Origin of the sequence: Flavisolibacter ginsenosidimutans, assembly GCF_007970805.1 — a bacterium.
Classification (GTDB): Bacteria; Bacteroidota; Bacteroidia; order Chitinophagales; family Chitinophagaceae; genus Flavisolibacter; species Flavisolibacter ginsenosidimutans.
Window position 1 is genome coordinate 2,579,071 of record NZ_CP042433.1, and the last position, 24,117, is coordinate 2,603,187.

11 protein-coding genes are annotated in these 24,117 nt (G+C 45.5%); all 11 read right to left on the reverse strand.

Features of this window, described 5'->3' with window-relative positions; all coding sequences use genetic code 11:
* Positions 1 to 78 precede the first annotated feature (78 nt).
* Positions 79 to 822 carry an RraA family protein gene (locus tag FSB75_RS10555; RefSeq protein ID WP_146786779.1) on the reverse strand — a complete coding sequence of 248 codons (744 nt, stop codon included), beginning with the start codon at positions 820 to 822 and terminating at the stop codon, positions 79 to 81.
* A gap of 47 nt (positions 823 to 869) precedes the next feature.
* Positions 870 to 2,213 (reverse strand): endo-1,4-beta-xylanase, encoded by a 1,344-nt coding sequence (locus FSB75_RS10560; RefSeq protein ID WP_146786782.1) that lies wholly within the window; start codon positions 2,211 to 2,213, stop codon positions 870 to 872.
* Between the two features lie 79 nt (positions 2,214 to 2,292).
* On the reverse strand, positions 2,293 to 3,768 hold the full coding sequence (locus FSB75_RS10565) for a RagB/SusD family nutrient uptake outer membrane protein (RefSeq protein WP_146786785.1): 1,476 nt from the start codon (positions 3,766 to 3,768) through the stop codon (positions 2,293 to 2,295).
* Positions 3,769 to 3,808: 40 nt separating this feature from the next.
* Complete coding sequence (locus FSB75_RS10570; RefSeq protein ID WP_146786788.1) at positions 3,809 to 6,805, reverse strand: SusC/RagA family TonB-linked outer membrane protein; 2,997 nt, start codon at positions 6,803 to 6,805, stop codon at positions 3,809 to 3,811.
* A gap of 528 nt (positions 6,806 to 7,333) precedes the next feature.
* A complete protein-coding gene (locus FSB75_RS10575) occupies positions 7,334 to 8,839 on the reverse strand; it encodes a glycoside hydrolase family 28 protein (protein ID WP_227990553.1) in 1,506 nt (501 codons plus the stop codon).
* 195 nt (positions 8,840 to 9,034) lie between these two features.
* A complete protein-coding gene (locus FSB75_RS10580) occupies positions 9,035 to 10,012 on the reverse strand; it encodes a glycosyl hydrolase family 28-related protein (RefSeq protein WP_172623117.1) in 978 nt (325 codons plus the stop codon).
* Positions 10,013 to 10,077: 65 nt separating this feature from the next.
* Positions 10,078 to 12,276: an alpha/beta hydrolase family protein gene (locus FSB75_RS10585; RefSeq protein ID WP_146786794.1), complete on the reverse strand. Its 2,199-nt coding sequence runs from the start codon at positions 12,274 to 12,276 to the stop codon at positions 10,078 to 10,080.
* 18 nt (positions 12,277 to 12,294) lie between these two features.
* Positions 12,295 to 13,296: a right-handed parallel beta-helix repeat-containing protein gene (locus tag FSB75_RS10590; RefSeq protein ID WP_146786796.1), complete on the reverse strand. Its 1,002-nt coding sequence runs from the start codon at positions 13,294 to 13,296 to the stop codon at positions 12,295 to 12,297.
* Positions 13,297 to 13,573: 277 nt separating this feature from the next.
* The gene (locus FSB75_RS10595) at positions 13,574 to 18,172 is read right to left on the reverse strand and encodes a DUF4838 domain-containing protein (RefSeq protein ID WP_146786799.1); all 4,599 of its coding nucleotides are present in this window, start codon (positions 18,170 to 18,172) and stop codon (positions 13,574 to 13,576) included.
* A 100-nt stretch (positions 18,173 to 18,272) separates the two neighbouring features.
* On the reverse strand, positions 18,273 to 21,593 hold the full coding sequence (locus FSB75_RS10600; protein WP_146786802.1) for a DUF4838 domain-containing protein: 3,321 nt from the start codon (positions 21,591 to 21,593) through the stop codon (positions 18,273 to 18,275).
* 538 nt (positions 21,594 to 22,131) lie between these two features.
* Positions 22,132 to 24,117, reverse strand: a complete 1,986-nt coding sequence (locus FSB75_RS10605; protein WP_146786804.1) for a RagB/SusD family nutrient uptake outer membrane protein — start codon at positions 24,115 to 24,117, stop codon at positions 22,132 to 22,134.

A 24,117-nucleotide genomic window follows, 5' to 3' on the forward strand; every position in this document is an offset into this window, starting at 1 on the left:
CCCTTCCTCGCGCCGAAAAACGGTAACCGGAGAATTTATTTTGTCAATGAAAAATGGAGGCTCAAAACCTGCGAAGCATTAAAAGTATCCACCTTTCTCGCTAATCTCATGAATGGATTGCCCTTCTTTCACCCAGCTAAAAATGACCTCTTCGTTTGCTAAAATTTCTTCGGCCCTTATCAAAACTTTGTACGCAATCTCTCGTGGTACTACTAAGACTCCATCAATATCACCAAGAATAACATCCCCGGGCTTGATGGTGACACCACCAATCGAAAGCGTCACTTGGTAATGCGTGATAAGGCATCTTCCCAAACTGCCATTGGACAACCGGTACTTGTAAAAAACAGGAAAGTCGGCATCTAAAATTTGGTGCGTGTCACGAATGCCGCCATCAATGCAGGCCGCTTTTACTTTTTTTCCTTTGGCTGTTGCCGTCATGACGCCTCCCCACAAAGTAGCCTGTTCATCCAGGCTGGTGTCCCAAATTACAAAAGCGTCTTCGTGCATGGTATCCAACATCTGCGTACGAAATTCCATCTCGCCGCTGATCATCGCGTTGGGTGCGCTTTTAACGGTGAACGCAATGCCGGCAATAGTGCGGTATTCGCGCAACGGTTGGATGCGGTTAGGCAAGGCTTGATTGAGCAAACAAAATTCCCGCAGCACATCGTTTACGGCGCCGGTGTACATCCGTTCGAAGCGGCACAAAAGTTCTTTTTCAGGAATGGGAAAATCAGCGTCAGAAACGCTTTCACGGCTTTCAATCAATTGCTCAAGGTTCATCATTCCTATTTCTTTTTTATACTGTTGTGTGCTCATAGTGTTTGTTTAATTTTTGTTCAGAATATTTTATTGCAACATTTATTTTAAAATGATTCAGTCAAAGCCAGCATTGCCCGGCTTTGACGGTTTTTGCTTTTCAATTCAAATGGAATTTGCTTTTTCGATTTGCTTCCTTTTTTCACTTCAATGGAATAAGTACCATAAAAGCCCCTGAAATTTATTTTGCCCTTGGCGTCGGTTGTTAGCGTCAGATTCGTTTTCCAGTCGTGGTTAATCAATTGATCCAAAACTTTGTAAGCAGGCTTTGGGTTCATGGCAGAATCCAACAGTCCGCCTTTAAAATTGTTTTCGGTACCGAAAGCGGTCCCGTCGCCAAAATTCCACCAGGTGATTCCCTTCATTTGCGGCTCGCTGAACCACAACTTATAAATGTTGGATACAATGGCGGCCTGATTTTGCCAACCGTTTTCTTCGTTGCTGGGAACCGTGATCTCAGTAATCCAAAGCGGCTTGCCCAACTTTCCCAATTCTGTGTAAGCGTTGTGCATAATCGCTGGCGTAAAGGCCTCGCCGTTTAAAAATTTTTTCACGAGCAGCATGTGAAACTGAATACCAATGCCGTCTACACGAACGTTTTGTTTCAACAATCCTTTCACCAAGTCAACGTATTGCTCAGTGCTGTCGTGCACCGTTTTTGTTTCATCGTTAATCATCAATGTGGTTGTTTTGGGAAACAAACTATCGGCTACTTTAAAGGCCCAGGCCAGGTAATCTTTTGGAGCCTGGTGCCACACGTTTGGATATTTTAACCGCGCCACTTCTTCGTTCACTACGTCCCAAACGGCAACGTCTTTTCCGTAACGATTGGCAAGCTCCGTCATGCGTTTTTTTGCCAGCACTTTCAACGTTGCCGGATCGGTCTTGGAAACCCATGTTGGCATGAACTTGCTTTTGATGTAAAGCATTGGATGCCCTTTGATCATGAGGTTGTGTTCTTTGCACCATTTTACGGCTTCATCCGGTGGAATGCGCCGCCACAGGGGAACAGAGCCTTCTTTAAAGCGCAGGCTGTCCTGCTTGGGCTCTAGTTCGGCCCAGTAAAAAGGAATGGTGGCGAAGTTGAACAGTTTTGTAAATGCCGCTTCGTATTTGCGGTTTAATTCAGGCGTAGCCAATTGATGTAACACAAACAAATTGCAGCCGAATTTGAATTCGCTCGTTTGCTGTTGAACAACGATTGTGGCATTTGCAACCGGCTTTCCTTTCTTATCCACGACGGTAATAACAGCGTCGCCTTTGCGGTATTTTTCAATGTTGGTTTCGATTTGCTTTTGCAAGGCAGGATCGCTCCACGAGGAATTTTTCTGCGCCGATGCGCTGCCGAACAAAAGAAACGCAACGCCTATAAACTGGATGTATTTCTTCATGCTTACTTTTTAAAACCCGTTTCCTTAAGATTTGAAAAGATGATTTCTTGTTACTGCTTTTTATAGTGATTTCTGAATTTTAATATCCGGGATTTTGATCTTTTGTCGGATCAAGGGCTTTGTTGAAATTAAATTCTGAAGCCGGTATCGGAAACAGGTAACATTTTTCGGCAATCGTTTTGCCTTTTACGGCGCCAATGATTTCCTGTGCCTTTCCGGTCCTCTTCAGCGTCAACCAGCGTTTACCTTCATAAACAAATTCATATCCCCTCTCCCTGATGACCAAATCCAAAAAACTGTTGGCATCGTAATCAGCCAGTTTAAAGTCAACCGAAGAAGGAGTGTTTGGATTTTTTCCATAGGCTCTTCGATGTACCTGATTTAACGCTTCCATAGCGTTAACTGTAGGCCCGTTGTTTGCCCGGCTTGCGGCTTCAGCGTAAATCAACAGTAGATCGGCGTAACGGTACCAGGTAGCAGGGTTTCCCGCCCCGTTTGTCGCTATCTGGTCAATAAATTTTTTATTGAGCGTCGTGTTCGGTCCCATGCCGATGTTCCATACATACCACAGTCCCTTGCGCAGATCATTGTTGTCCTGATTTTGATAAACAGGATTCGTCGTGTAGCTGTGAAAGCCATAATATCCCCCCTGCCGAAGCAACTTGGTTCCGGGATGATTTAAATACATCGGCCAGATACTGCCGTAACCACTTTGGCGTGTGAATTCAATGTAAAAGATTTCCTCGGTCGTAACACCTGCATCGCCACTAAAGATTTTTTGCCAGTCGTCAACCGTGGCTACCGGCACTAAAGCATATTTATTTGCCTTGATAACCTCGTCGCTTTTATCGCGGGCCTCGGTATATTTTTTTAGCTGCAAATACACATCAGCCAACAGAGTTTTAGCCGCCCACTTCGAAGGCCGTCCCAACTGCGCAGGTTTATCCGGCAGGTTCGTTTCGGCATCTTGCAAATCGGCAACAATTAAGTTATAGACGTCCGCTGGTGTACTCTTCTTTACGTCTGTTTCTGCTAAGTTAGCTTCGGTATGAATCGGCACACCTCCCCAACTTCTTACCAGGTGGAAGTAATTAAACGCACGTAAAAATTTTGCTTCTGCAATATATTTTTTGACGTCGGCCTGCGAGATGTCTTTGCCATTTGGCGCATTGGCAATAACCAAATTAGCGTTGCGAATGCTTAGGTAAAAAGATGACCAAGCCTGGTCTGTCCGGCTAATGTGCGTGGCATTCAAACCTTGAAAATCATTGAGCACGGCAAAACTGCCGCGGGCATCGCCATAATCTACGTAGGGCTCAAGTTCGGATAGATACGATCCCATGATGTTGGTGCTGCGCAAAGGCGGGTAAATTGCGTTCACAGCCGTTTCTACTTCCGTAGCTGTGTTGTAAAACGTTTCTACGGCTATTGATTTGGGATGTTCTTCCAATTCCTTTTTACAGGCCGTAAAACCAAGCAGCAACGCTAACAGACCGTAATGAAAACGCTTTAATCGAACATTGGTGCCAGTATATGTTTTGAAGCTTCTTTTCATTGTTGAATTTTTAGCATTAAATCGTATTAAACCAACCTGTTTAAAATCCCGCACGAATGCCAAAGGTTACCGACTTGGATGTGGGATAGCTGTACCAGTCAAGCCCCAGCGTAGTGGAGGCACTGCCGCCGCTTGCGTTTACTTCGGGATCAAACCAGGAATATTTTGTGAAAGTCAAAAGGTTTTGGCCGCTTACATACACCTGGAGATTGCGAATCCAGTTGCCTCCTAATTTGTTAACTGGAAAATTATAAGCCAATTGAATGTTTTTTAACCGCAGGTAAGAGCCGTCTTCTACAAACCTGTTTGATACGTTTGCCGTCACCGAGCGGCTGATAACAGGATATTTCGCATTGGTATTGGCCGGCGTCCAATGGTTGTTATAAACCTCTCTCGGCATGTTCAGGCCATAGCCGTAATCAATGGTGTTGTTGATGGCGTTTACGTTGAAAAGATCGTTGCCTTTAACGCCCTGGAGAAAAAAGCTAAAGTCAAAATTTTTGTAAGAAAGGTCAGAGTTGAACCCGTAGATGAAATCGGGATTGGGATTGCCGATATAAGTTCTGTCATTAGGAGTAATGGCACCGTCCTTGTCTAAATCCTTGAACACAATGTGCCCTTTGCTATCATAACCGTCTTCCACGTATCCCCAAAACATGCCAATGGGTTGTCCTTCGCGAAGAATGTTTGTATTGTCAACGACAATCGCCTGTGACAGTTTACCACCCAGAATATCCTCTCCATCAGCCAGCCTTACTACTTTGTTTCTGTTCACCGAAAGATTGGCGTTGACGTTCCATTTAAATGCGCCCCGAAGGAGTTTTGCGTCAACACCAAATTCAAAGCCATGATTTTGCACTTCACCAATGTTTTGAATGGTATTGGCATAACCGGATGATGGCGGCAGTTCAACATCGTTCAGCAGATCGTGTGTGTTCTTTACGTAATAATCAGCCGTAAAAAGAATGCGGTTGTTTAAAACCCCAACATCAATACCAATATCCTTTTGTTCCGTTGTCTCCCACTTTAAGTTTCCGGGCAGGCGGGTGCTGGGCGAAAACGTCGTGTACAAGCTGCCGTTAAAAACTGTTTTTCCCGAAACAAGCTGGCTAAGCGTTGTGTAAGGACCAATGGCCTGACTTCCTGTAAAGCCCCAGCCAAGCCGCAATTTTAGATCAGATAGGAGCGCAACATTTTTCAAAAAATCTTCTTTGGATACCCTCCACGCCAATGCCGCGGAAGGAAAGTTTCCCCATTTGTGACCCTCACTATATTTAGAAGAACCATCGGAGCGAAAACTAACGGTAGCCAGGTATTTATCGTTGTAAGTGTAATTGATGCGGCCCAGATAAGACATGATTACCGACTTGGAATAGCCGGAGCCCGGAATGCCCGGTGTGCTGGCAGAATTCAGATCATACGTTTGGCCTACGTCGTTGATAAAGCCTACACCGCCACCGGTGAGCGACGTGCTAATAAAATTTTGGTACGTAAATCCACCAAGAACCGCGAGGTTGTGTTTTTTCTTGAACGTTCTATTATAGGTAACGGTGTTTTCACTTAAAAGACTGGTGAATTGCGAAGTGCTAACGCTAGCCTGGCCTGCCGAGCTTACAAATTTTGTCGTGCGGTATGAATCCTCCCGGGCATCGGTGTTTTCAATTCCTCCCGAAAGTTTAATTGTCAGTTCGGGAATGGGGTTGTACATAAACGCAACATTCGCTAACACTTTATTGGCCGTGTTCAGATCCGTTTCTTCGTTGATATAATTCAACGGATTTACAATCGAATTTGAAATAAAGGAATAGGCAGTTGTAAGCACCCTGTACGAACCATCGTTGTTATAAGGTGTCAGCGTTGGCGGTGCAGAAAGTGCTGCTGATATCATGGAGCCTCCCCGGTTACTGCCCCTTCCTTCGTTCAAACGGTTGTTGCTGTTGCGGCTTAAAAGGGTGGAAAAGTTAAGCCGCACTTTATCGCTAATACTGTTATTCAGGTTTACACCAAGCGAATAACGTTTGTAATTGCTTCCTCTTATAATTCCATCCTGATCAAGTACACTTCCGGTAAACGAGTATTGTGTTTTTTCGTTGCCTCCGTTTACATTTAGCGCCAGCGTTTTCATCGGCGCTTTTTGAAAAACCAAATCTTGCCAGTCAAAGCCGGTTCCAAAACTATCAATTTGCGCCTGTGAAAAATAAGGAGTAAGGTTGTCGTTCTTCGCTTGTTCGTTGTAAAACTGGGCGTACTCTTTGGCGTTCATAAAATCCAACTTCTTTCGTAGTGTTTGCACACTGTAACTCGATTCAAAATTTACTTTTGTTTTCCCTGCCTTGCCTCTTTTCGTGGTAATCAATACAACGCCATTAGCGCCGCGGGAACCATAGATAGCGGTAGCGGATGCGTCTTTTAAAATTTCAATGCTTTCAATATCGGCGTTATTCAAAACCGTTGGATTGCCGGAAAGCGGAAATCCGTCGACGACGTACAACGGTTCGTTGTCTCCTTTAATAGAATTAGTACCGCGGATGCGGATGCTTACGGCATCACCAGGGCCTCCTGAGTTTTGCAGCACCTGCACGCCGGACGCCCTGCCCTGTAGAGCCTGAAGCACGCTGGAAGCCGGATAAGCATTTATATCTTCAGCTTTTACCTGCGATACTGAACCCGTCAAATCTCTTTTCTTTACTGTACCGTAGCCGATAACCACCACCTGCTGCAACTCATTACTTGAAAGCGTTAAAGTAACGTTGATAACCGACCTTGAATTTACCGGCACATCCTGCTGTTCAAAACCAATGGATGAAACAACTAAAACGGCTTTGGGCGAGGCAACGGTGATAGAATAGTCGCCTTCGGCATTTGTCGTGGTGCCCTGCGAAGTTCCCCTGACTTTGATGCTTACGCCAGCCAGCGGTTTCTGTCCTTCAGACGAAAAAACCCGACCCGTGATTACGGTACGGTTTTGCGCAGCCGCATCCTGTGCCGTAAAGATTCCAACAATGACACTGAAGACAAGAAGAAGCTCTAATTTCATAAACTGAGAAATTAATAATTTTACATTATAAAGTATCATTTTATAATAGTAGTCAAATATAAAAAAATATCCGGTTTCCAAGATTTTTTTTACAACGGTAATTCACGTGATTTTTTAGGGCACAAACAAGTCTGTTGCTTAATGGATTTGAGGTATGCACAATAAGGCTTATTGAACCGGAAGCACCCGACTTCGTTATTCGATCATGCTTTTGGCAGTAGGAATTGGCCCGTTCACATTGGCGCCGTTAGCAGATAAAATAAAGATCAGCCGTCGCTTCCACGTTTGAATTAGGCAGACTTATTTAGTACAACAACCTACAATTTGTTATTTCGTTTCTTGTCGTGCACAAGATCAAAGGATTTGCCCAGCCTAAGTTTCGAAGAAAATTTATTCAACTGCTTAAAGAGTATTCGTATAGAATAAGTTTACCAAAGCGTTAATGAATCATCTGAAGAATGATTACACCAATTTTTCATCAGAGTCAGAATTGCTTTTCTTGTATTTGTAGCTTCTTCCTTATCCGGCTCATTTATTTATTTGAAACGTTTCTCCTTTCCAGGCCAGCGGTGTATCCACCGCCACGTCTTTCACGTTCCAGCCTTTGAAAAAAACAGCAGCGCTGGAGTTGTTTACTTTGGCAATGGCTTGTATTTGCAGGCCTTCCACGTCCACTGCTATTACCGGCGTGCGGGGATCGGGTTGTTCGGAGTTCAGCATCAATCCTCTCACCTGAATGTTTTTTGCGTGGCGAAGGAACAAAGCCGACGAAGGCAATTCTTTCCACACCGTGGGCTGCGGATAACCTTTCTCGTCTTCTTTTACTTTGGCAACGTCGCTGATGTACTCGCCCTGCTTCAATCCGCCGGCATTGTAAAACTGCACGTTCGATAAAGACAGATTCTCTACGTAATGACCGGGAATGCCGGTAATGGAAGAAGAATAATTGCCGGTGTGATACGCCACCACGTTGTTGATGACGATGTTTCGCATGACGCCAACCGGCGGCTCCGGCGCATTGCCCGTGTGTTTTCTGGCGCGGTTGCCCAGGCGCACAAACAAGGGGCAGTCGCTTCCTTCGATTGCAATGTTGCTGATGCTCACGCCGTCCATCACGCCGCCGTCCACAATCTCCAGCGACAAGGCCGCAATGCCTTTTGCCGTTCCGTAAATGGGCGGATGCGGATTGCTGCTTGGCTTTACGACGCAATTGGAGATGGAGATGTTTTTGAATCCGCCGGTTGATTCGGTTCCGGCTTTGATGGCGTTGCAAAAGCTGGAAACAATGCAATTGGTGATGGCGATGTTTTCGCAAGGAGCTGGACCGGTGCTTTTTAAAACAATGGCGTCGTCGTCGGTGTCAAAGGTGGAGTTGGAAAGTGTGAAGCGCCGGCAACCATCAATGTCAATGCCGTCGTTGTTTCGGTTAGCGTGGTTGTACACGTTGATCTTGTCCACCACCACGTCTTCGCAATTGAGATAATGCTGGTTCCAGATGCCGGCGTTCAGCATTTTAATTCCTTCCACACGGATGTTCTTGCAACTAATGAAAAGAACGTTGCGGGGCCGTCCATCCAAGTCGCCTTTCAACGCAGCCGGATCAGGTTTTTGCTGTGCGCCGTTGCCGTCAATTGTTCCAAAGCCGGTGATGGCAATGTTTGAAACTTCGTTGGCAAAGATGAAGGCCCTCCATCCGACCGTATCTTTTTGCGAACGATAGGCGGCCTTTGGTTGAACGGGTAAATCTTTTATATCAGCACTGGCTAACAACGTAGCTCCGGTTTCCAAATGCAGCTCCACGTTGTCTTTCATGAACAAGGTCCCCGAACGAAACACGCCGGCGGGAATTACCACCCGTCCCCCGCCGTTTTTTGAACAGGCTTCGATGGCTTTGTTGATGGCGGTTGTATTTAAATAATTTGCTCCCGGCTTTGCGCCAAAATCCGTGATAAAAAAATCCTTTGCACTTGCACCGTGCGCCAACAAACAAACCAAAAAACAAACGAGCACTCTTTTCACTGTTTTTATCATCATGATTCGCTTTGAACTTTTAAAATGGTTTGTAAATGAATTTGCAGTAACTCTATTTATAATATCACCCTTCATCAATTACCGGCGGCAGACTTCTTATCAATGCCAAACTTTTCAACTGTTGAACTTGTATTGAGCATCACCATACATTCAATGTTACCGAAACGCAGGCTAATTTTTCTTCTTGCAGAACAACCCTTATTGATACGTATTCGGATCAAACAAACAGTTGATTGCATTAGAAGCATGCACTCTATTCCCCGAGTAAGTATTACTTATCATTCGGTTATCGGTAAACACAGAATTGCTTAGGTACTGAACGTAGCCGCTATAGCTATTGTCATGGATAAAATTGTTCTGCACGTATATATTTTTAATAACCGCTGTCGTGGTAGGCTTGGCGTTCATTTCCACGCCGACTTTGGTGTTGTAGGCGATTAAACAATTTGTAATGTGCACCCGCTGTGCGGTACCCGCATCCGGCTCAATGTCTATTCCGTCTTGTGGAGCCGTTCCGTTAGTATGCGTAAAGGTGCATGAATCTACCAAAAGACTATCGCTGGAGCCAATCGTTAATCCCTGCCGCCTGTTATTATCACAAACAACGTTTTTGAGCACACAATTATAACTGCTTATGGTTATTCCATCTCCCCAGCAATCAACAATGTGTGTACCTGTAACCGTTATACTTGAAGAACTGTTAATGCCCATTCCCATTCCCCATTCGCCGGTAGTTCCCAGATGTTGATAGCGGTCACCAACTATCTTTCCTGCAATCACTTTTGCATTGGATATGTTGTTCAATTTTATCACGTAGTTACGAACAGTGGCTGTAGGCTTTGTTTTCAGCACACGTGTTGTATCAACCATATCCAACGTTACATTACTCTTCATGTTAATTGAAACGTCAGCATCAATGAGATAAGTGCCTGTTGGAACATAAACCGTTCCTCCACCCAGCGCAGCTACAGAATCAATCGCTTTTTGAAATGCCCATGTATCGTCAGCGGTGCCATTGCCAACTGCGCCTACCGAAACAACATTTAGATAAATTTTTGTCTTGGAAGAATCGGCCGGTGGATTTTGTTTGTCCTCAATTCCATTTTTACGAGAGCATCCTATCGAAAAAACAATTGACAAGCCTATAAACAGAAGACAAAAAAAGAACCTGACCATGCTAAAAAGTTTAAGAGTGTTCATTTTATTGCTTAATGAAAGTTGTGAAGCTTCTTATGTTGAATTTAATTTTTGAGCCAAGCTTTCAACTCATCTGCTGATTGCGAAATCGTTCCTTCACGAACAATCTGCAATTTGTTTGGTGCGGTGCGCTGGTAAGCCGCTTTAATAACCGACAAATCATTTATAATGTCTCCATCGTTACTAGCTTGGCCCCTGGCATCCGTTACACCAGCAATGAGTAATGATTTTGGCGCCAGGCTAGCAGCAAGATCAGGAAGATCATAGAAACCGATTGAGGCTGCGACAGTGCTGTGTAAAAATTCAGCATTGTAATCCCTGTCCATCACAATAGCACGATAAGAAGAATAGGGTTGTATCAATGCGATCTTGCTGATGTCCTTATCAAAAGCGGCTGCGTGCAGCAACACAGGAGACAATTGTTTTTTGGCTAACCCGTAAATCTCTTTTACTCCATCTTTTTTCAATTGATTAGCGATACGAATTACATCGCCAGCCCGGATACCAACAATGCTTCGGCCTGTAAGAATACCGGCAAACCAAATATTGTACGAAACACTGTCCACATAAGAATCTCCTTTGAATTCTCCTGGTCCCAATTCACCTAGGCCCACCAAATCTGGCGACACCACCATTACACCATTTTTGACAAACCATTCCATATCGCCGCCTTCCTGAACATCGGCTGCTTTGCCTGAAGGATTCAGGTAAAGCATGGCTTTTTGTGTAGGCAGTTCAGGCTTTAAAATGATGTAAGGGATCATGTAATTTCCTTCACCTTTCAACAAGTATTTTTGAATGACGTATCCCTTTCGTTGAATTTGTCCGGCAAACCAGGGAGCCGGCGATTCTTTCGGTTCCTGGTAACCGGAAAGTTGTTTTGCCGATTGCACTATGCGGGGCAAATAAGAAGGAATGTTTTTTCTCGCAGCTTTCAATTTTTGCATCCGCTTTACCGCATTCTTACTGTTGATGCTAAACGCAGTTTCAGCATTCAACGAAGTGGATACCTGTCCTGTTTTTGTTACCTGTAATTCTTCATCACTTGGCAGGGTCACTTGCTCTTCTTTTGGGTTGCCTGGATTGTTCAGCGCTTTTTGAAAGAACACATAGGAAGCTTCGCGATTTTTTAAAGTAGTGGCATGTGGCGCATCATCGGTAACCATCGAAAAGTTTTCGGGCTTGCCGTAAGCTTTGTAAACGTTTGCTACTTCAGCATATGTTTCAAGGGCGCCCTGAATGGGAAACATGTCCTGCGAAGTAGTCACTACCAACATAGGCTTTGGTGCTCTTACTTCCAAAAGATCTCCCATGTCTAGGCCTCTGTCCATGCCGTAGAAAAAGTTTTGTTCAGCATCCTGTGGGCCCATTGCCTGAAAGAGGCGCTTCATGTTTGTAATGTAATTTTCCGGCGCCGCTGCTTTAATGCGATCATCAAAAGCAGCGATGTAGGCGCTTTGCGTACCGCCACCCGAACGTCCGGTAATGCCGATTCTACCGCCGTCAACTTCTTTTCTTGTCAGCAAATAATCAACCGCACGAATGCCGTCCCAAATAAAATAGTTAGCCAGCGTATTGCCTGTAATGAAAAGCTGTGCACCGGGATATGAATGTTCATAAGAAGGCCATTTGAATCTTGACTTGTTTGTTTTTGAATTGTAATACTGCAAGCGTTCCCCCTGTCCCATTGGATCAAAAGCAAAAACAATGAATCCTTTTTTTACAAAATTTAAAATCTCGTTCAGATAGCCTTTGGGACGGTAACCGTTATCGGAATGTCCGCTGCAATAAACAATGGCCGGTGCTTTTTTTGCGCCTTTTGGAATAAACAGCGTTGACGTTACATAATAGCCCGGCTGCGATTCGTAAATAATATTCTCCAAACGATAAAAATCCTTTTCATAGGTTTTTACAATGGTTGCATTCAATGGCTTTTTTTCAGGGAAAGAGCCAATCACTTCGTGCAAGGTTTTTTTCAACCACTGCTGCCTTTGTTGCCATTCTGCAAGCGTATGAATGCCGGCAACCTTTTGTGAACGCTTGTCTAAATCAGCATAAGCTCGGTCTGCAAGGTGATGATACAAAGCGTTCGGCGCATCGCTGAACTCGGGCCAGTTTTGCGTGCCCCGGATACCGTCAAACTCCTTTTGAGCTTTTATAGTTAAACTGGCGAACAAGACTGCGAAAAGAAAAAATATCCGCCCGTTTGTTTTCACGGCTGCGTTCGCATATTGAATTTTCATGGAAGCACTGTTTAAGTTTTACTCGGACGCATTTGGCGTAAGCGTACAATTGACGAGGCTAACTGCTTTAATGAGTGGCATGTATTTGTTTTGAACAATCCGGTTGTGATTGAATTCGACGTTTTTTGCTCTGATGAGATAGCCGCCGTAAGCGTTGTGGTGAATAAAATTGTTTTTGGCCACCACGTTTTGCACCACGCTGGAGCGGTTAACGTAAATCTCGATGCCGTTGCCTTTGTTATAAGCCAAAAGGCTGTTTTGGATGGTGATGTTTTGCGCCGTGTCTTTGTCGGGTTCAATGTCAATGCCGGCCATGGGCTTCGTGCCGTTGGTATTTGTGAGAATGCAGGAATCAATCAACATACCGTTTGCTTTGCCAACGGTGATGGCCTGCCGCCGGTTGTTGTCGCTGGTTACGTTTTTTACCGTTACGTTGATGGATGGACCCGGTGCGTAAAACGGTGCGCCACCTTTGGCGCCAATCACAATGCCGTCGCCCCAGCAGTTGTAAATTTTCGTCCCGTTAATGGTAACGTTTTTACTTGCGTACACGGCGATGCCCATGCCCCACTCGCCTGTCGTGTCCAAATGTTCTTTGCGGTCTCCAATGATTTTACCGCCGGTGATGTTCACGTCCGTTGCGTTCAACACCATCAAAACATAAAAGCGTTGGCTTTTGGTTGGCTTTGCAAGTAGCTCCGCCGTTGAATCGGCAAAGCGAAGCGTTACGTGGCTTTTCAGTTTCACCGACACATTGCCGTCAATCAAGTATCGTCCGCCGGGTACGAAAACAATTCCCCCACCCAAAGCGGCAATGGAATCAATTGCGTTTTGGAAAGACTGAGTATCATCCCTAGTACCGTCACCTTTCGCGCCAACGCTTCTTACATCCAAAACAATTTCGTTTGGTTTTTTTGACGAAAGTTTCTTTGAAGAAACGCAGGAGACCGAGAACAGTGAACCAAGGATTAAAACCGTAAAGGCGATGCTGTGCAAATACTTTAATTTTCTTCGATTCATCTTTATCTGTTGCTAATATTATCGTTTGATTTCTGCATTTTGAAATGAAGCCTTTTCTATTTTGTTCTTTAATAAAAACAAGAGACGTAGCGATACAGCAATTGCAATCCGAATAGCTCCGCGCCGTTGCTTCGCCGTAATTCAAGCGGTGCGCCTTTGATGATACATTACAGTAATTGTTTATTTCAACGCATTGCTTAAAATCAGCTCTAAAATTGTAACATACGGTACGGGTTACGACTAGCCCGTACCGTATGTTATTTGTTGTGCCGTCAAATTACTCGTTTGCCGATGAGGCCGCACCTCCGGTTTTTATCATGCGCAAACTCACCTTCTCGTTCCCCTGCACAACTTCGGCAATGAACACGCCGGAGCGGTAATGCTCGCCCAATTGAATTGTGGTGTTCGGAGCCAAGTGCGTTCTCTTCTCAATCACTCTGCCGGCAATGTCCACAACCGTAACGTTTACTGCCTCGTAAGAAGAGCTTTGCATTTTCAGTGTGAAATGATTAGACGTTGGGTTCGGCGCCAGTTTCACGGAGAGTTTTTTTACATCCGTAGTACCGTCTGCGACAACGCCTTTCGATTCCGCAAACTTGGACGTTTGCGTGGTATAAACAGGAGGCAAACAATTAGCGGTACACTTACCCAGAAAGTCTCCGTGCGCCAAATGTTCTGCAACAGCAGATTCGTCTACACAAATTTGCACACAAGGATTTATGGGGTTTCCGGTTTTGTGACAGATTTCCACTTTTGCGTTGTTTCCCGCAAAGCACCGTACATCCGTTGCGTGTACGGTTGTAGAACATACAACGGTGCAACCGTTTGCATCAGCAACCGTAGCCGTAAAAATTGCATCGGCCATCAAAGCTGCGTTAACCGAATAAAAGCCATCAACCGGAATGCTGTTCGCGACCGAGACCGGTGCGTCAACGTTTGAGCCGGTTCCCGGACAGAAAGTATTCGTGTTGCTGGTCGTTTCAGTGCCGGCAGTCCAGGTTTCATTTCCTGTACTGGAAATAACGTTGCAACGCAATGGACGATTCATCGCGATTTCTATTTTGTACGGCGCCACGCCACCCACAGGCATCACCTTTACCGTTGCTGTTTGATCGCCCGACATTCCAAAGTACAAGGTTGCGTTGTTTGCCGCGCAAGAGACGGTTAACGCTGGAGCCCTGCTAACCATAAACGAGCAATTGCTGGTATTGCCCGAAGCATCCCTCGCCGAATAGCTGATTTTTGTAGAAGACCCATTGGCAAATGTGGAACCGGCTGCCGGTCCGCCGGTTTGTGTTATCACCGCACCCGGACAATTGTCTGTTGCGGTTGGCACTGCCCACGTTGCCGTGCTTTCGCAAGCGGACAATTGAATGTCCGAAGGACAGGTTATCACCGGAGCTTCTACGTCATTTACAGTGACATCGAAGCTGGACGTAATTGTATTGCCGTGAATGTCGGTAGCAGTATAAATTACCGTTGTTGTGCCGATGGGAAACGTTTCGCCGGAGGCATGATCACCGGAAAAACTTTGAATGCCGCAATTATCATTTGCCGTTGGCTGCTCCCAGCTTAGCACTGCTCCGCAAACATCCTTATCGTTCACCAGAACGGTATCGGACGGAAGTCCGTTAATAACCGGTGCCTCATTATCAGTTACCGTTATTGTTTGCGTGGCATTGTCGCGATAGCCATGAACATCTGTTGCCGTCCACGTTACCGTTGTCGTGCCAACCGGATACGTTGTCGACGGATGATCGTTGGTAATGCTTGCCGCCTCAAAACCATTGCCGATAGCCGGACTGTCTAAAGTTATTGTTGCCGAACAAGTGCCTTCGTCGTTGTTTACAGATACAGCCGAAGTTGTAATGTTTGGACTAAAAGCAACCTGCTCCGCTCTTAAGTTTTCTACAAGGCTCACAACGTTTGCCATGTAATTGTTGCCAAACATTTCATATCCGCCGCTGTATCCCATGGCGGAGGAAGTCACCACCAAAAGCCCCTTGCCAATGCGCTTGCTAAATAAAAATGGCTGGTCTGTACCGTCTATCATCCGCATCTTGGCCCTTATTTGCCAGCCATCGGAAAGCACACTGTAAGCTGACACCGGTGCAAAGCTTTTTTTGAGCGGAGCGGTGATGTTGTTTGGATAGGTTTGCCACAAGCCCGGAAGCAGATAAGTGCTTGTGCGCGGATTGCCCGACTGCTGGCTGTTACCGCTCCAACGGATAGCGGGCACGCCAGGGAACCATGTTTCTACTGGCATGCTTCTCGTTGCGGCAATAATCACCACCCTGCCCTTCTCAAGAAAGTTCTTTATTTCGTTCTGATAAAAATTTGTGCTCAAAAATGTTGACGTGCTGGTGTACTTAATCAAAAGCACGGCTGCGTCATCGTTTAGTTTCTCCCGAAGCTGTGTCTCTCCGGTTACGCCGGCGGCCACCGACCAGTCTCTTTGCTGAAATTCCACAGAAACGGGTGCACTGGTACTTATGGCGTTGTCATAAAGGATGATCTTCTTGTCAATGGGCTGTACAATTTGTGAAACAAGCGTGGCCAAACCGAAGCTTGCCGGATTGAAATAGGAAGCATCGGGCCAACCTGAATTTTCTGCCCGTCCTGCCCTCGACCGTTTTACCGCCATTTTAAACTGGCTGCTGTCGCTGGCTGTTATTCCCAAACTGGCAAAAGGTATTTTGACGTTGATGGTCCAGTCGGTGCTGCTAACGGAAGTCGTTGCCGTCCACGCGGGGTTCCAAGACACATCGAAGTCCGTTCCTCCAAAGTTGGATATGGCATCGTACTTTACCGCCTTTGAATTAACGGCGAAGTGCATGTACGAGGGACTGTTGGGATTTGGCTGCATGAACAGTTCTACGCAATCGTCAGCCCTTACGTTTCCATCTTGCGTAAGCGCCAGCGTTTTGCGTTGCGAGATGTTGTTATCCTGGCAAACAATGCGCAGAACCAGATCGGTAGATGTCCAGGCCATTGAAACAACGGTCTGTTCGTCGGCGGTCTTTCCCAATTTTTCTTCAAACGGCGGAAGCTTTTGAGCCGTTTGCCAGGTATTTTCATCCACCTGCGCTGTTTTTACAATGGCTGTTTTAAAGCGGTCCGCCCTTCCTTTTTTAAAATTGTACACCGCTTGCCAGTTGGCCAGCATTTTACTTTCAAGATCAATTTGAGCCGCAATTTTCGCTTGAGCAGTCGTGTCGGTTATGTCGGCCAGCTTTGTGCGTGCCTGCGAAAAATAACCGTTCAGCCGCTCAAAGGATTCTGGCGAAAGGAAATTGTCCACTTCGGCCGCGGGTGAATTATTATACTTGGTGATATTGCCAGGTGCATTTCGCCAAAGTTGCTCAATGTCCCAGTAATAGGCAGCCATGGCCGCACTGGCCGGACCATAAACGGTAGCGCACCAATCTTTCACAATGCTGTCGGCCGGTATATTGCTCCACATGGATTTAGCGGCGGCATACAAATTCATGCGGTTGCAGTTCCAGTAGGTTTCTTCAGGTGCGGCCGTTTTCGGATAACCGTAAGGAGGAAGTTCCGATGAATAGCCGCCCGTTATTCCTTTGTTGAGGATCCAGGACATCTGATCGGTTTCCCACGATACCAACGGAACGTACATCGGGTCCTTGAACATGATGTATTCGTATCCTCTTATTCCCATCTTCACACCTTTGCTCAACCAGCCGTCTATTTCATTCATTGTATTTTGGTTGCCGCTGTAGCCACTGGACAAAAGATAACGGTAGCTCCCGTCGTACTGCGTGTATCCCACGCTTTCAAAACGGCTGGCCACCGTTGTTGGGACCGGCCGGTAACCCTGATAGGCAAAAGTCCAGTATCTTCTTCCGGGGTGTGTCTGGTCAATCTTTTCCATTACGATCTGAGAAAACTTTTGCCAGCGTGTACTCACATCAGGAGCAAGCGCCCTGCAGAGCGAATCCTGGCAGTAAGTCTGGTTATCTGCCGGATAAAAATGAACGATGTCAATGTACGGCGTTTGATCCCACCATTTGGCTATCATGTTGGCCACTTCATTTTGCACACCCGCATTGCCCCAGCATAGTTGGGCAGTGGCGGCGGAAGTGTACGCACGGGAACCGTTGTATTGAGCCACGTATTCGGGATGAGCGTTTAGCGTAGATGCAGGCAGAACAACGTTATGACCCGCAATTCGCGTTTGAAAGCCTTTTTTCAAACGCTCCACAATCATCGGCGAAGTGGGACTTGAACTGGCTGGAATAGCGACAATGTTCATCTTGTTGCGAGCTTCCCAGGCATCTGTTTCCGGAGTACTGTTGGTTACATCGGTAACCGATAAGGAACGCATGGTGATGCGGGGAGTTTCAAAAATGCTTAACTCTCCAACGCTTACAACATCCCGCTTGGGAATAAATTCACCGGTGCTGCCTGGCCATAGCCACCGTGCGCCCAACACGTCTTCCAAAAACGTGTAAACAGCGTACAAGGCAGCACGTGGAGTTTGACCCGCCAGATAAACAGTGTTTCCATCGCGCAGCACGGCGGTTTGCTCGTCGTTCGCACCGGTTAATTTGAGCTTGTCGCGCATACCCGCTATTTCGGCATTTGTCGCCGGCGTGCCAATTACAATTCTGACGCCTGATATCGCTGTACGGTCATCGGCAATATTCAAGTTACTGCCCGACATCAATCCCAAGGTGCGTTGCACTTCCTCTGAGGCATATCTCTCTACCGCAGTTGCATTATATCCGACTATAATCGTTGCTTGCGAAGTAGCAGAGGCTAGAATCAGATCATCGGCTTTGCAAAAGATTTGTAGGCAGAGAAAGAATAAGGAGCTAAGGATCACTCTCTTTAGTACAGGTTTTATTTTTCTCATATTAATAATTGTTCGGGATTTAATTATTTTTTTACTTAATAGAGTATGAATTTATCAGTACGAAAAAGCGCCGAAACTGCGTTCCGGTGCCTCGGAGTTATTATTTGAGAAATTTGATACTAAAATTTTTACTTCTGGTTATAACAGTGGCTATGTATAAACCCCTTGCTGATAGGGATACGGGCACATCTACTAAGTTCTGTCCTTTCTCAAGATACAGTTTCACACTGCCCAGTTTATGGCCACCGATATCGGTTACGCTTATTTCAGCGTTCCCCGATTCTGCAACATTAACCACCGCATGAATCACAGAATTATCTGCAGCCTGAATTTTCAGGCTGTTTTTCTGATCAACAACAGACAATCTTTGTATTTCAGAAATAATGCGGCGCGAGGTTAAAGACGCCTGTTGATAACTGTAAATGGAATCATCTTGAAATTGCCGGAAATTTTCTACGAGTTTCACGGTGTTGACTAAGTAACTATTGCCAAACATTTCAAAACCACCGCTATATCCCAATGCCGAAGTGGTCAGTACCAAAAGGCCGTTGCCGATCCGATAGCTTAGTAAATAAGGCTGATCCGCACCGGATATTCTATCCATTTTTGCAAGACTTTTCCACCCAGTGGTAGGAATGTAAACTGTTTGAGGCGTTATTCCAGTCCTTACAACTTCGGTCAGGTCATTGGGAGACGTTAACCAGCCTCCGCTAGCATAAGCGGTCGTTTTCCGCGAAGCATTGTCATCGGCGCCCCAAGACAGAGAAGGTAGACCCGAGAACAAGGTATTTACAGGAATGTTGTTTCCAAAAAAAATAACAACCCGGCCCTTGCTAATAAAATCGGTTATCTGGTGTTGAAAAAAGCTACTTGACAAGAGAAAACCGCTGCTGGGATATTTTATGAGAAGAATCGCCGCGTCTTCATTTAATTTTTCACCAAGAGCTGTTTCTCCGGAAATACCGGAGGTAACCTGCCAGTTTCTTTTCTGGAATTCTACAGAGATAGGAAACCTATTTGAATCGCCTTGATCATACAGAATAATCCTGTCCGTTAACGGATTGACAATCTCGTTTACCAGCATAACATCCGCATAACTGTTCTGACGGTAAAATGCTGCATCAGGCCAACCCGAATCAGCGCTATCGGCCCGGTTCCGTTTGATCATCATTCTAAACTGCGTACTGTCCGCAGCAGTTATACCTAACGAGCTGAAAGGTATAGTTATATCCACTGTCCATATTTTGTTGGTTGTGCTTGCTGAAGTCTTGGCTGTCCAACCAGCTGAAGGGGTCCATGATTTTGCAAAAAGAGTTCCTCCCATGGTATAAGCATCATACTTATAAGGAGTAGAGACTTTTGAGTTCACAGCAAAGCGGTAGTACTCTGGATTGGCGCCATCTTTTTGTATGAGCAGTTCTATGCAATCATCCAGAGGTATTTGCGTATCATCGTTAGCCGCGGCATTCTGAACGCGGTTGGCAACATTATTATCATGACATACGATATGCAGGGCAAGGCTTGTAGATGTCCAGGCCATTTTCACATCTGTCTGTTCGCTAACAGGCTGGCCAAAGTTGTCTTCAAAAACCGGAAGCGGCACAATAGTATCCCAAATGGAACTGCTAATCTGACTGGTTTTGATGACTTTTGTTTTATACCGATAGGCTCTTTCTGTTTTATAGTTGTAAATGGTTTGCCAGTTCTTAAACATTTTGCTTTCCAGATCAATCTGACTATTTACTTTTTCAGCCAAAGCGGAATCCGTTATATACTGCTCCACATTGGTACGGGCAATAGTGAAGTAATTATTCAGTTTGGCGTTTTTGGATATGGACAAAAATTTATCTGCTTCGGAAGCAGGAGCATTGTTATATTTTTTTATATCGCCCGTAGCATTTCGCCACGCCGTATCAATCGTTTTATAATAATCCCGCATAGGATTTTGAACCGCGCCGTAAATGGTAGCATACCAATCATTAACAATACTGTCGGCAGAAACATTGCTCCACATCGCTTTTGCTGCAGCATACAGATTCATCCGGTTGGTATTCCAACGGGTATTCTCAGGAGCAGCAGAGGCAGGAATGCTATAGGGGGGAATTTCAGAGAGGTACCCGGTCAAACCATTGCTGTTGATCCACTGCATCTGTTCTGTTTCCCAGTTCACCAACGGCACGAACATAGGATCAGTAAACATGATGTATTCATATCCTCTTATTCCCATTTTGACATTTCTCGTGCGCCAACCGTTGATTTCCGAAAGTGCAGTGGTATCAGTAGCATCAGCGGAAGACATAAAAGAATGACGGTAGCAGGCATTCTCCAATGTATAGCCTACAAATTCGAAAGGTGCGGCAGTGGTTTGCGGCGAAGGCCGGTACCCTTGGTATGCATAGGTCCAGTACCGTTTGTTTGGATGCGTTTGCTCCACCTTTGCAATAACGATCTTGGAAAAATTCTGCCAGCGCGTGCTTACATCGCCTCCAAGGCTGGTACAAAGACCATCTTTGCAATAGGCCTGGTTATCGGCCGGATAAAAATGCACGATATCTACCAACGGATTTTCATCCCACCATTGTGCAATCATTTCAGCTACCGCATTCTGCACACCTGTATTTCCCCAGCACAGTTGCGAAGTAGCACTGATAGGGCGGGTTCCGTCTGGTTGTAGAGCTGCCCAGGTTGGATGAGCCTTCAATGTGTCGGTATCCAACACAATATTATGTCCGCCTATCCGTGCCAAAAAACCTTTCTGCTTACGTCTTTCCATCGTAACGGTATCAGTATCGCCTATATTAAATCCAGCAACATTCATTTTGTTTCTTGCCATCCAAGTGTCTGTTTCCGGGTATGAACCGTTGGCAGCATCTACAATAGCCAAAGAACGGTTGACAAGCAGTGGCGTTTGAGATATGCTGAGTGTATTAATGGTAATAGCTGACCGGGATGGAATAAACTCACCTGAATTTCCCGGCCAGAGCCATCTGACATTTAAATAATCCTCAAGGAAAGTGTAGACAGCATATAAGGCTGCCCGTGGCGTTTTCCCTGCAAGGAAAAGATTATTTCCGCTTCTTAAAACGGAAATATGCTCATCGTTGACGTTTGATCCCGATAGTTGCAATGCGGTGCTGTTGGCAGCAACCAATTGGTTGGCAGCAGGCGTACCGATTACAATCTGTGGACCCGTTCCGGCTGTTCTCACAATGGAAAGAGTCTTGCCCGTCATTTTCGCAATCACATACCGCAGTTCCTGGGCGGCATAAATTTCAGTGGAATTAAGGTCAACACTGCTACTTACGTAAATAGTTGCCTGCTGCGTTGAGTTTACAATTATGAGATCCGTTGCCTGGCAAGCAAGGCTAAGAACTGTGACAATTCCCATTATTACAGCTTTAGGATAAATGTGCTTCGTCATATTGATTTGGTTTTGTTTTTACGATGGATGCGCTCCACCGGGTAGTTAACAGATAATTCCAGACTCAGAATACTCTATTTTTTTATACACTTCCAACATCATAGTTTACGGCAGGGACCATTGCACATTATCAAAGTTTTCTCCGTTCAAAATTTCAGTTATCTCCTGTGTTCCCTTGTCCACCAAGTGGTTTTAAACAAAAGAGTTAAATTTATTTTTACGTTATAAAATGAAATTTTATAATGACAACAAATGCTTATAAATAAATTTTGCTGCTTTTTTACCGAACCGATATGGGTAAGAAATAAGTGTAGAAAATTTAAAGGAAGAGCTACTTTAAACAAAGGCCTTCCTGTACGCAGTGCTTCTACAGCAGTGCTTCTACAGCAGTGTTTTCAACTGAAGTGACACCCCTTTCCACAATAATCGCTGTTTACGATGCAACAGACGCTAGAATCAAATCATCGGCTTTACAAAAAGAATGTGCGCAGGGCAAGAGCAAAAGAACAAGCGTATTTTTTTAAACAACAGTTTCATGTTACTTCCAAAGTGGGTTTTGTTGCAAAGCGCTGTTTAAGGATAATTCCAGAGTTGGAATAGGAAAAAGTTTGTCTTTCTCAGACACGTTCGTGTATTCTCTGACGGCGTACTTTAATGAAGCGGGCAAGTTGGCGTTCATGTCTGCCTCAATCATTTTCATTTGCGGAATAAAAATGCCCCAGCGGATTAAATCAAATTTTCTGATTCCTTCAAAACAAAGCTCTCTAGCCCTCTCGTCGCGAATGGCCGTCCGGAAAGCGGCTTGGCTAAGACCGTTAAGGTCAACCGTTGCCGTTGCAATAGAAGCCGTGCCCGTAGCCTTGGCGCCGGCATAGGTAAATCCTATACCCGTTAGATTTGGATCGGAGGTTCCGCTTGTTTGCGTAGGGGCCGTGGTGGTGGAGCTGCCGGTGGTAGCAACGGTGTAAAGGTTGTTGCCGTTGAAAACCTGTGTGCCTGCCGGATAGGATGTATTGGGTTGCCACGGCGTTCCTACGGTTACCGTGGGTATGCTTGTATAACCAAGACCGGGATTTGAGATGGCGATTGCTGTAACTTTTCCCGTCGTTGTCGAAACCGAAGCCGTTGCGCTTGCGCCAGTGCCGCCACCGCCCGAAAGCGTTACAGGAATCGTGGCAACTGTTTTCAAATAACCCGTGTTTCCGGTTGCCGAAAGTGTTATGTCCTTTACGACAGAAACCGAAACAGCAGGTGTGGTAACAGACAAGCCAAAGCCGCGTCTTCTCACCATGTTCAGCGCATCAAATGAACGTGCCGTAGGGCCGTTGATTTCGTTGTCGGCTTCGGCAAACATCAACAACACATCCGAGTAACGAATGATCGGATAATTTGTCGGACTGAATTCTGTGTTTCTTGGCAACACGGTTTCGTATTCTCTGCGCCATTTGCCTTCGTTTCTGCTATATGCATCTGTGGGCACTACCAACACTTTTGTGGTACCCGAATTACCCAAAAAATTATAGGGAGAAATAGCCCAGTCTCGTCTCAGATCCCCGGCAGAATATAATTTGTACAAATAGCCGGTTGCACCTTGGTATCCATACGAATAACCAATGTCCTTATCGGTGTTTCTAACGCCCATGTAGATGCTCCATCTTCCGCCCGCCTGTAGCGCACCAATATTGTTTCCGTAGAAATCAATTTCCCACAACACTTCTTTGTAAGCGTTGTCAAACTGGTCAGCATTTTCGTTAATGAAAATCTGTTTGTAATCAGGATTCAGCGAATGAACGTGTGATTGAATTACGCTGTCGGCCCAGGCACGTGCGTCAGTGTATTTTGCAACGTCCAGCAAAGGTTCGCCGGCCATTTTAAGGCAAACCCTGGCAAGCATTGCTTCTACGGCTGTTTTCGAAACGTGTACCGGCGTACCGTTGGTTGTGTAATCGTTCACTAGGTCCTTTGCTGTCTTCATGTCATTGTACACTTGGTTGTAAATATCTTTTGCGGGTGTTGCCGGGTTGTTCACCTGCCTGCCATCAACGGTCGGTGTTAGTAGCAAAGGCACATCACCCCACTGCGTTACCAACAGGTAATACATGTAGGCTCTTAAAAACAGCGCTTCGCCTTTAATGGCATTGCGGCGCTGTTCATCCATTGCCGGCTTGTTGATGTTGGCCAAAAGATAATTTGCGCGGTCAATGCCTTTGTACAAATCGTTCCACGTGTTGCTTGTCCGGGGTTCAGCCGGTGTAATGTTGTAGTACAAGGGATGCGGGGAGGTGGTGCTTAGCTTGTAATAACTCTCATCTGTTGTTCCTACCAGATAAAAATTTTGTTGCAGGCCATAGGTCGCTACCGTAGTCAATGAACTGTACACTCCGGCCAGCGCTTCGTTAAGCTGTTGTTCTGTATTGTAGTATTGTTCGGGCACAATAAAATCCGTTGGCTTCGTGTCCAAAAATTTTTTGCAGGACGTTATTATACCGGATAGTATTAGTAGGAATAGAGCAATCTTTTTCAT

Bases quoted from the DNA above. Each gene is read 5' to 3' on its own strand.
- FSB75_RS10555 (WP_146786779.1), bottom strand. From the start codon at position 822: ATGAGCACACAACAGTATAAAAAAGAAATAGGAATGATGAACCTTGAG.
- FSB75_RS10605 (WP_146786804.1), bottom strand. From the start codon at position 24,117: ATGAAAAAGATTGCTCTATTCCTACTAATACTATCCGGTATAATAACG.
- FSB75_RS10585 (WP_146786794.1), bottom strand. From the start codon at position 12,276: ATGAAAATTCAATATGCGAACGCAGCCGTGAAAACAAACGGGCGGATA.
- FSB75_RS10570 (WP_146786788.1), bottom strand. From the start codon at position 6,805: ATGAAATTAGAGCTTCTTCTTGTCTTCAGTGTCATTGTTGGAATCTTT.
- FSB75_RS10575 (WP_227990553.1), bottom strand. From the start codon at position 8,839: ATGATGATAAAAACAGTGAAAAGAGTGCTCGTTTGTTTTTTGGTTTGT.
- FSB75_RS10595 (WP_146786799.1), bottom strand. From the start codon at position 18,172: ATGAGAAAAATAAAACCTGTACTAAAGAGAGTGATCCTTAGCTCCTTA.
- FSB75_RS10600 (WP_146786802.1), bottom strand. From the start codon at position 21,593: ATGACGAAGCACATTTATCCTAAAGCTGTAATAATGGGAATTGTCACA.
- FSB75_RS10590 (WP_146786796.1), bottom strand. From the start codon at position 13,296: ATGAATCGAAGAAAATTAAAGTATTTGCACAGCATCGCCTTTACGGTT.
- FSB75_RS10565 (WP_146786785.1), bottom strand. From the start codon at position 3,768: ATGAAAAGAAGCTTCAAAACATATACTGGCACCAATGTTCGATTAAAG.
- FSB75_RS10560 (WP_146786782.1), bottom strand. From the start codon at position 2,213: ATGAAGAAATACATCCAGTTTATAGGCGTTGCGTTTCTTTTGTTCGGC.
- FSB75_RS10580 (WP_172623117.1), bottom strand. From the start codon at position 10,012: ATGGTCAGGTTCTTTTTTTGTCTTCTGTTTATAGGCTTGTCAATTGTT.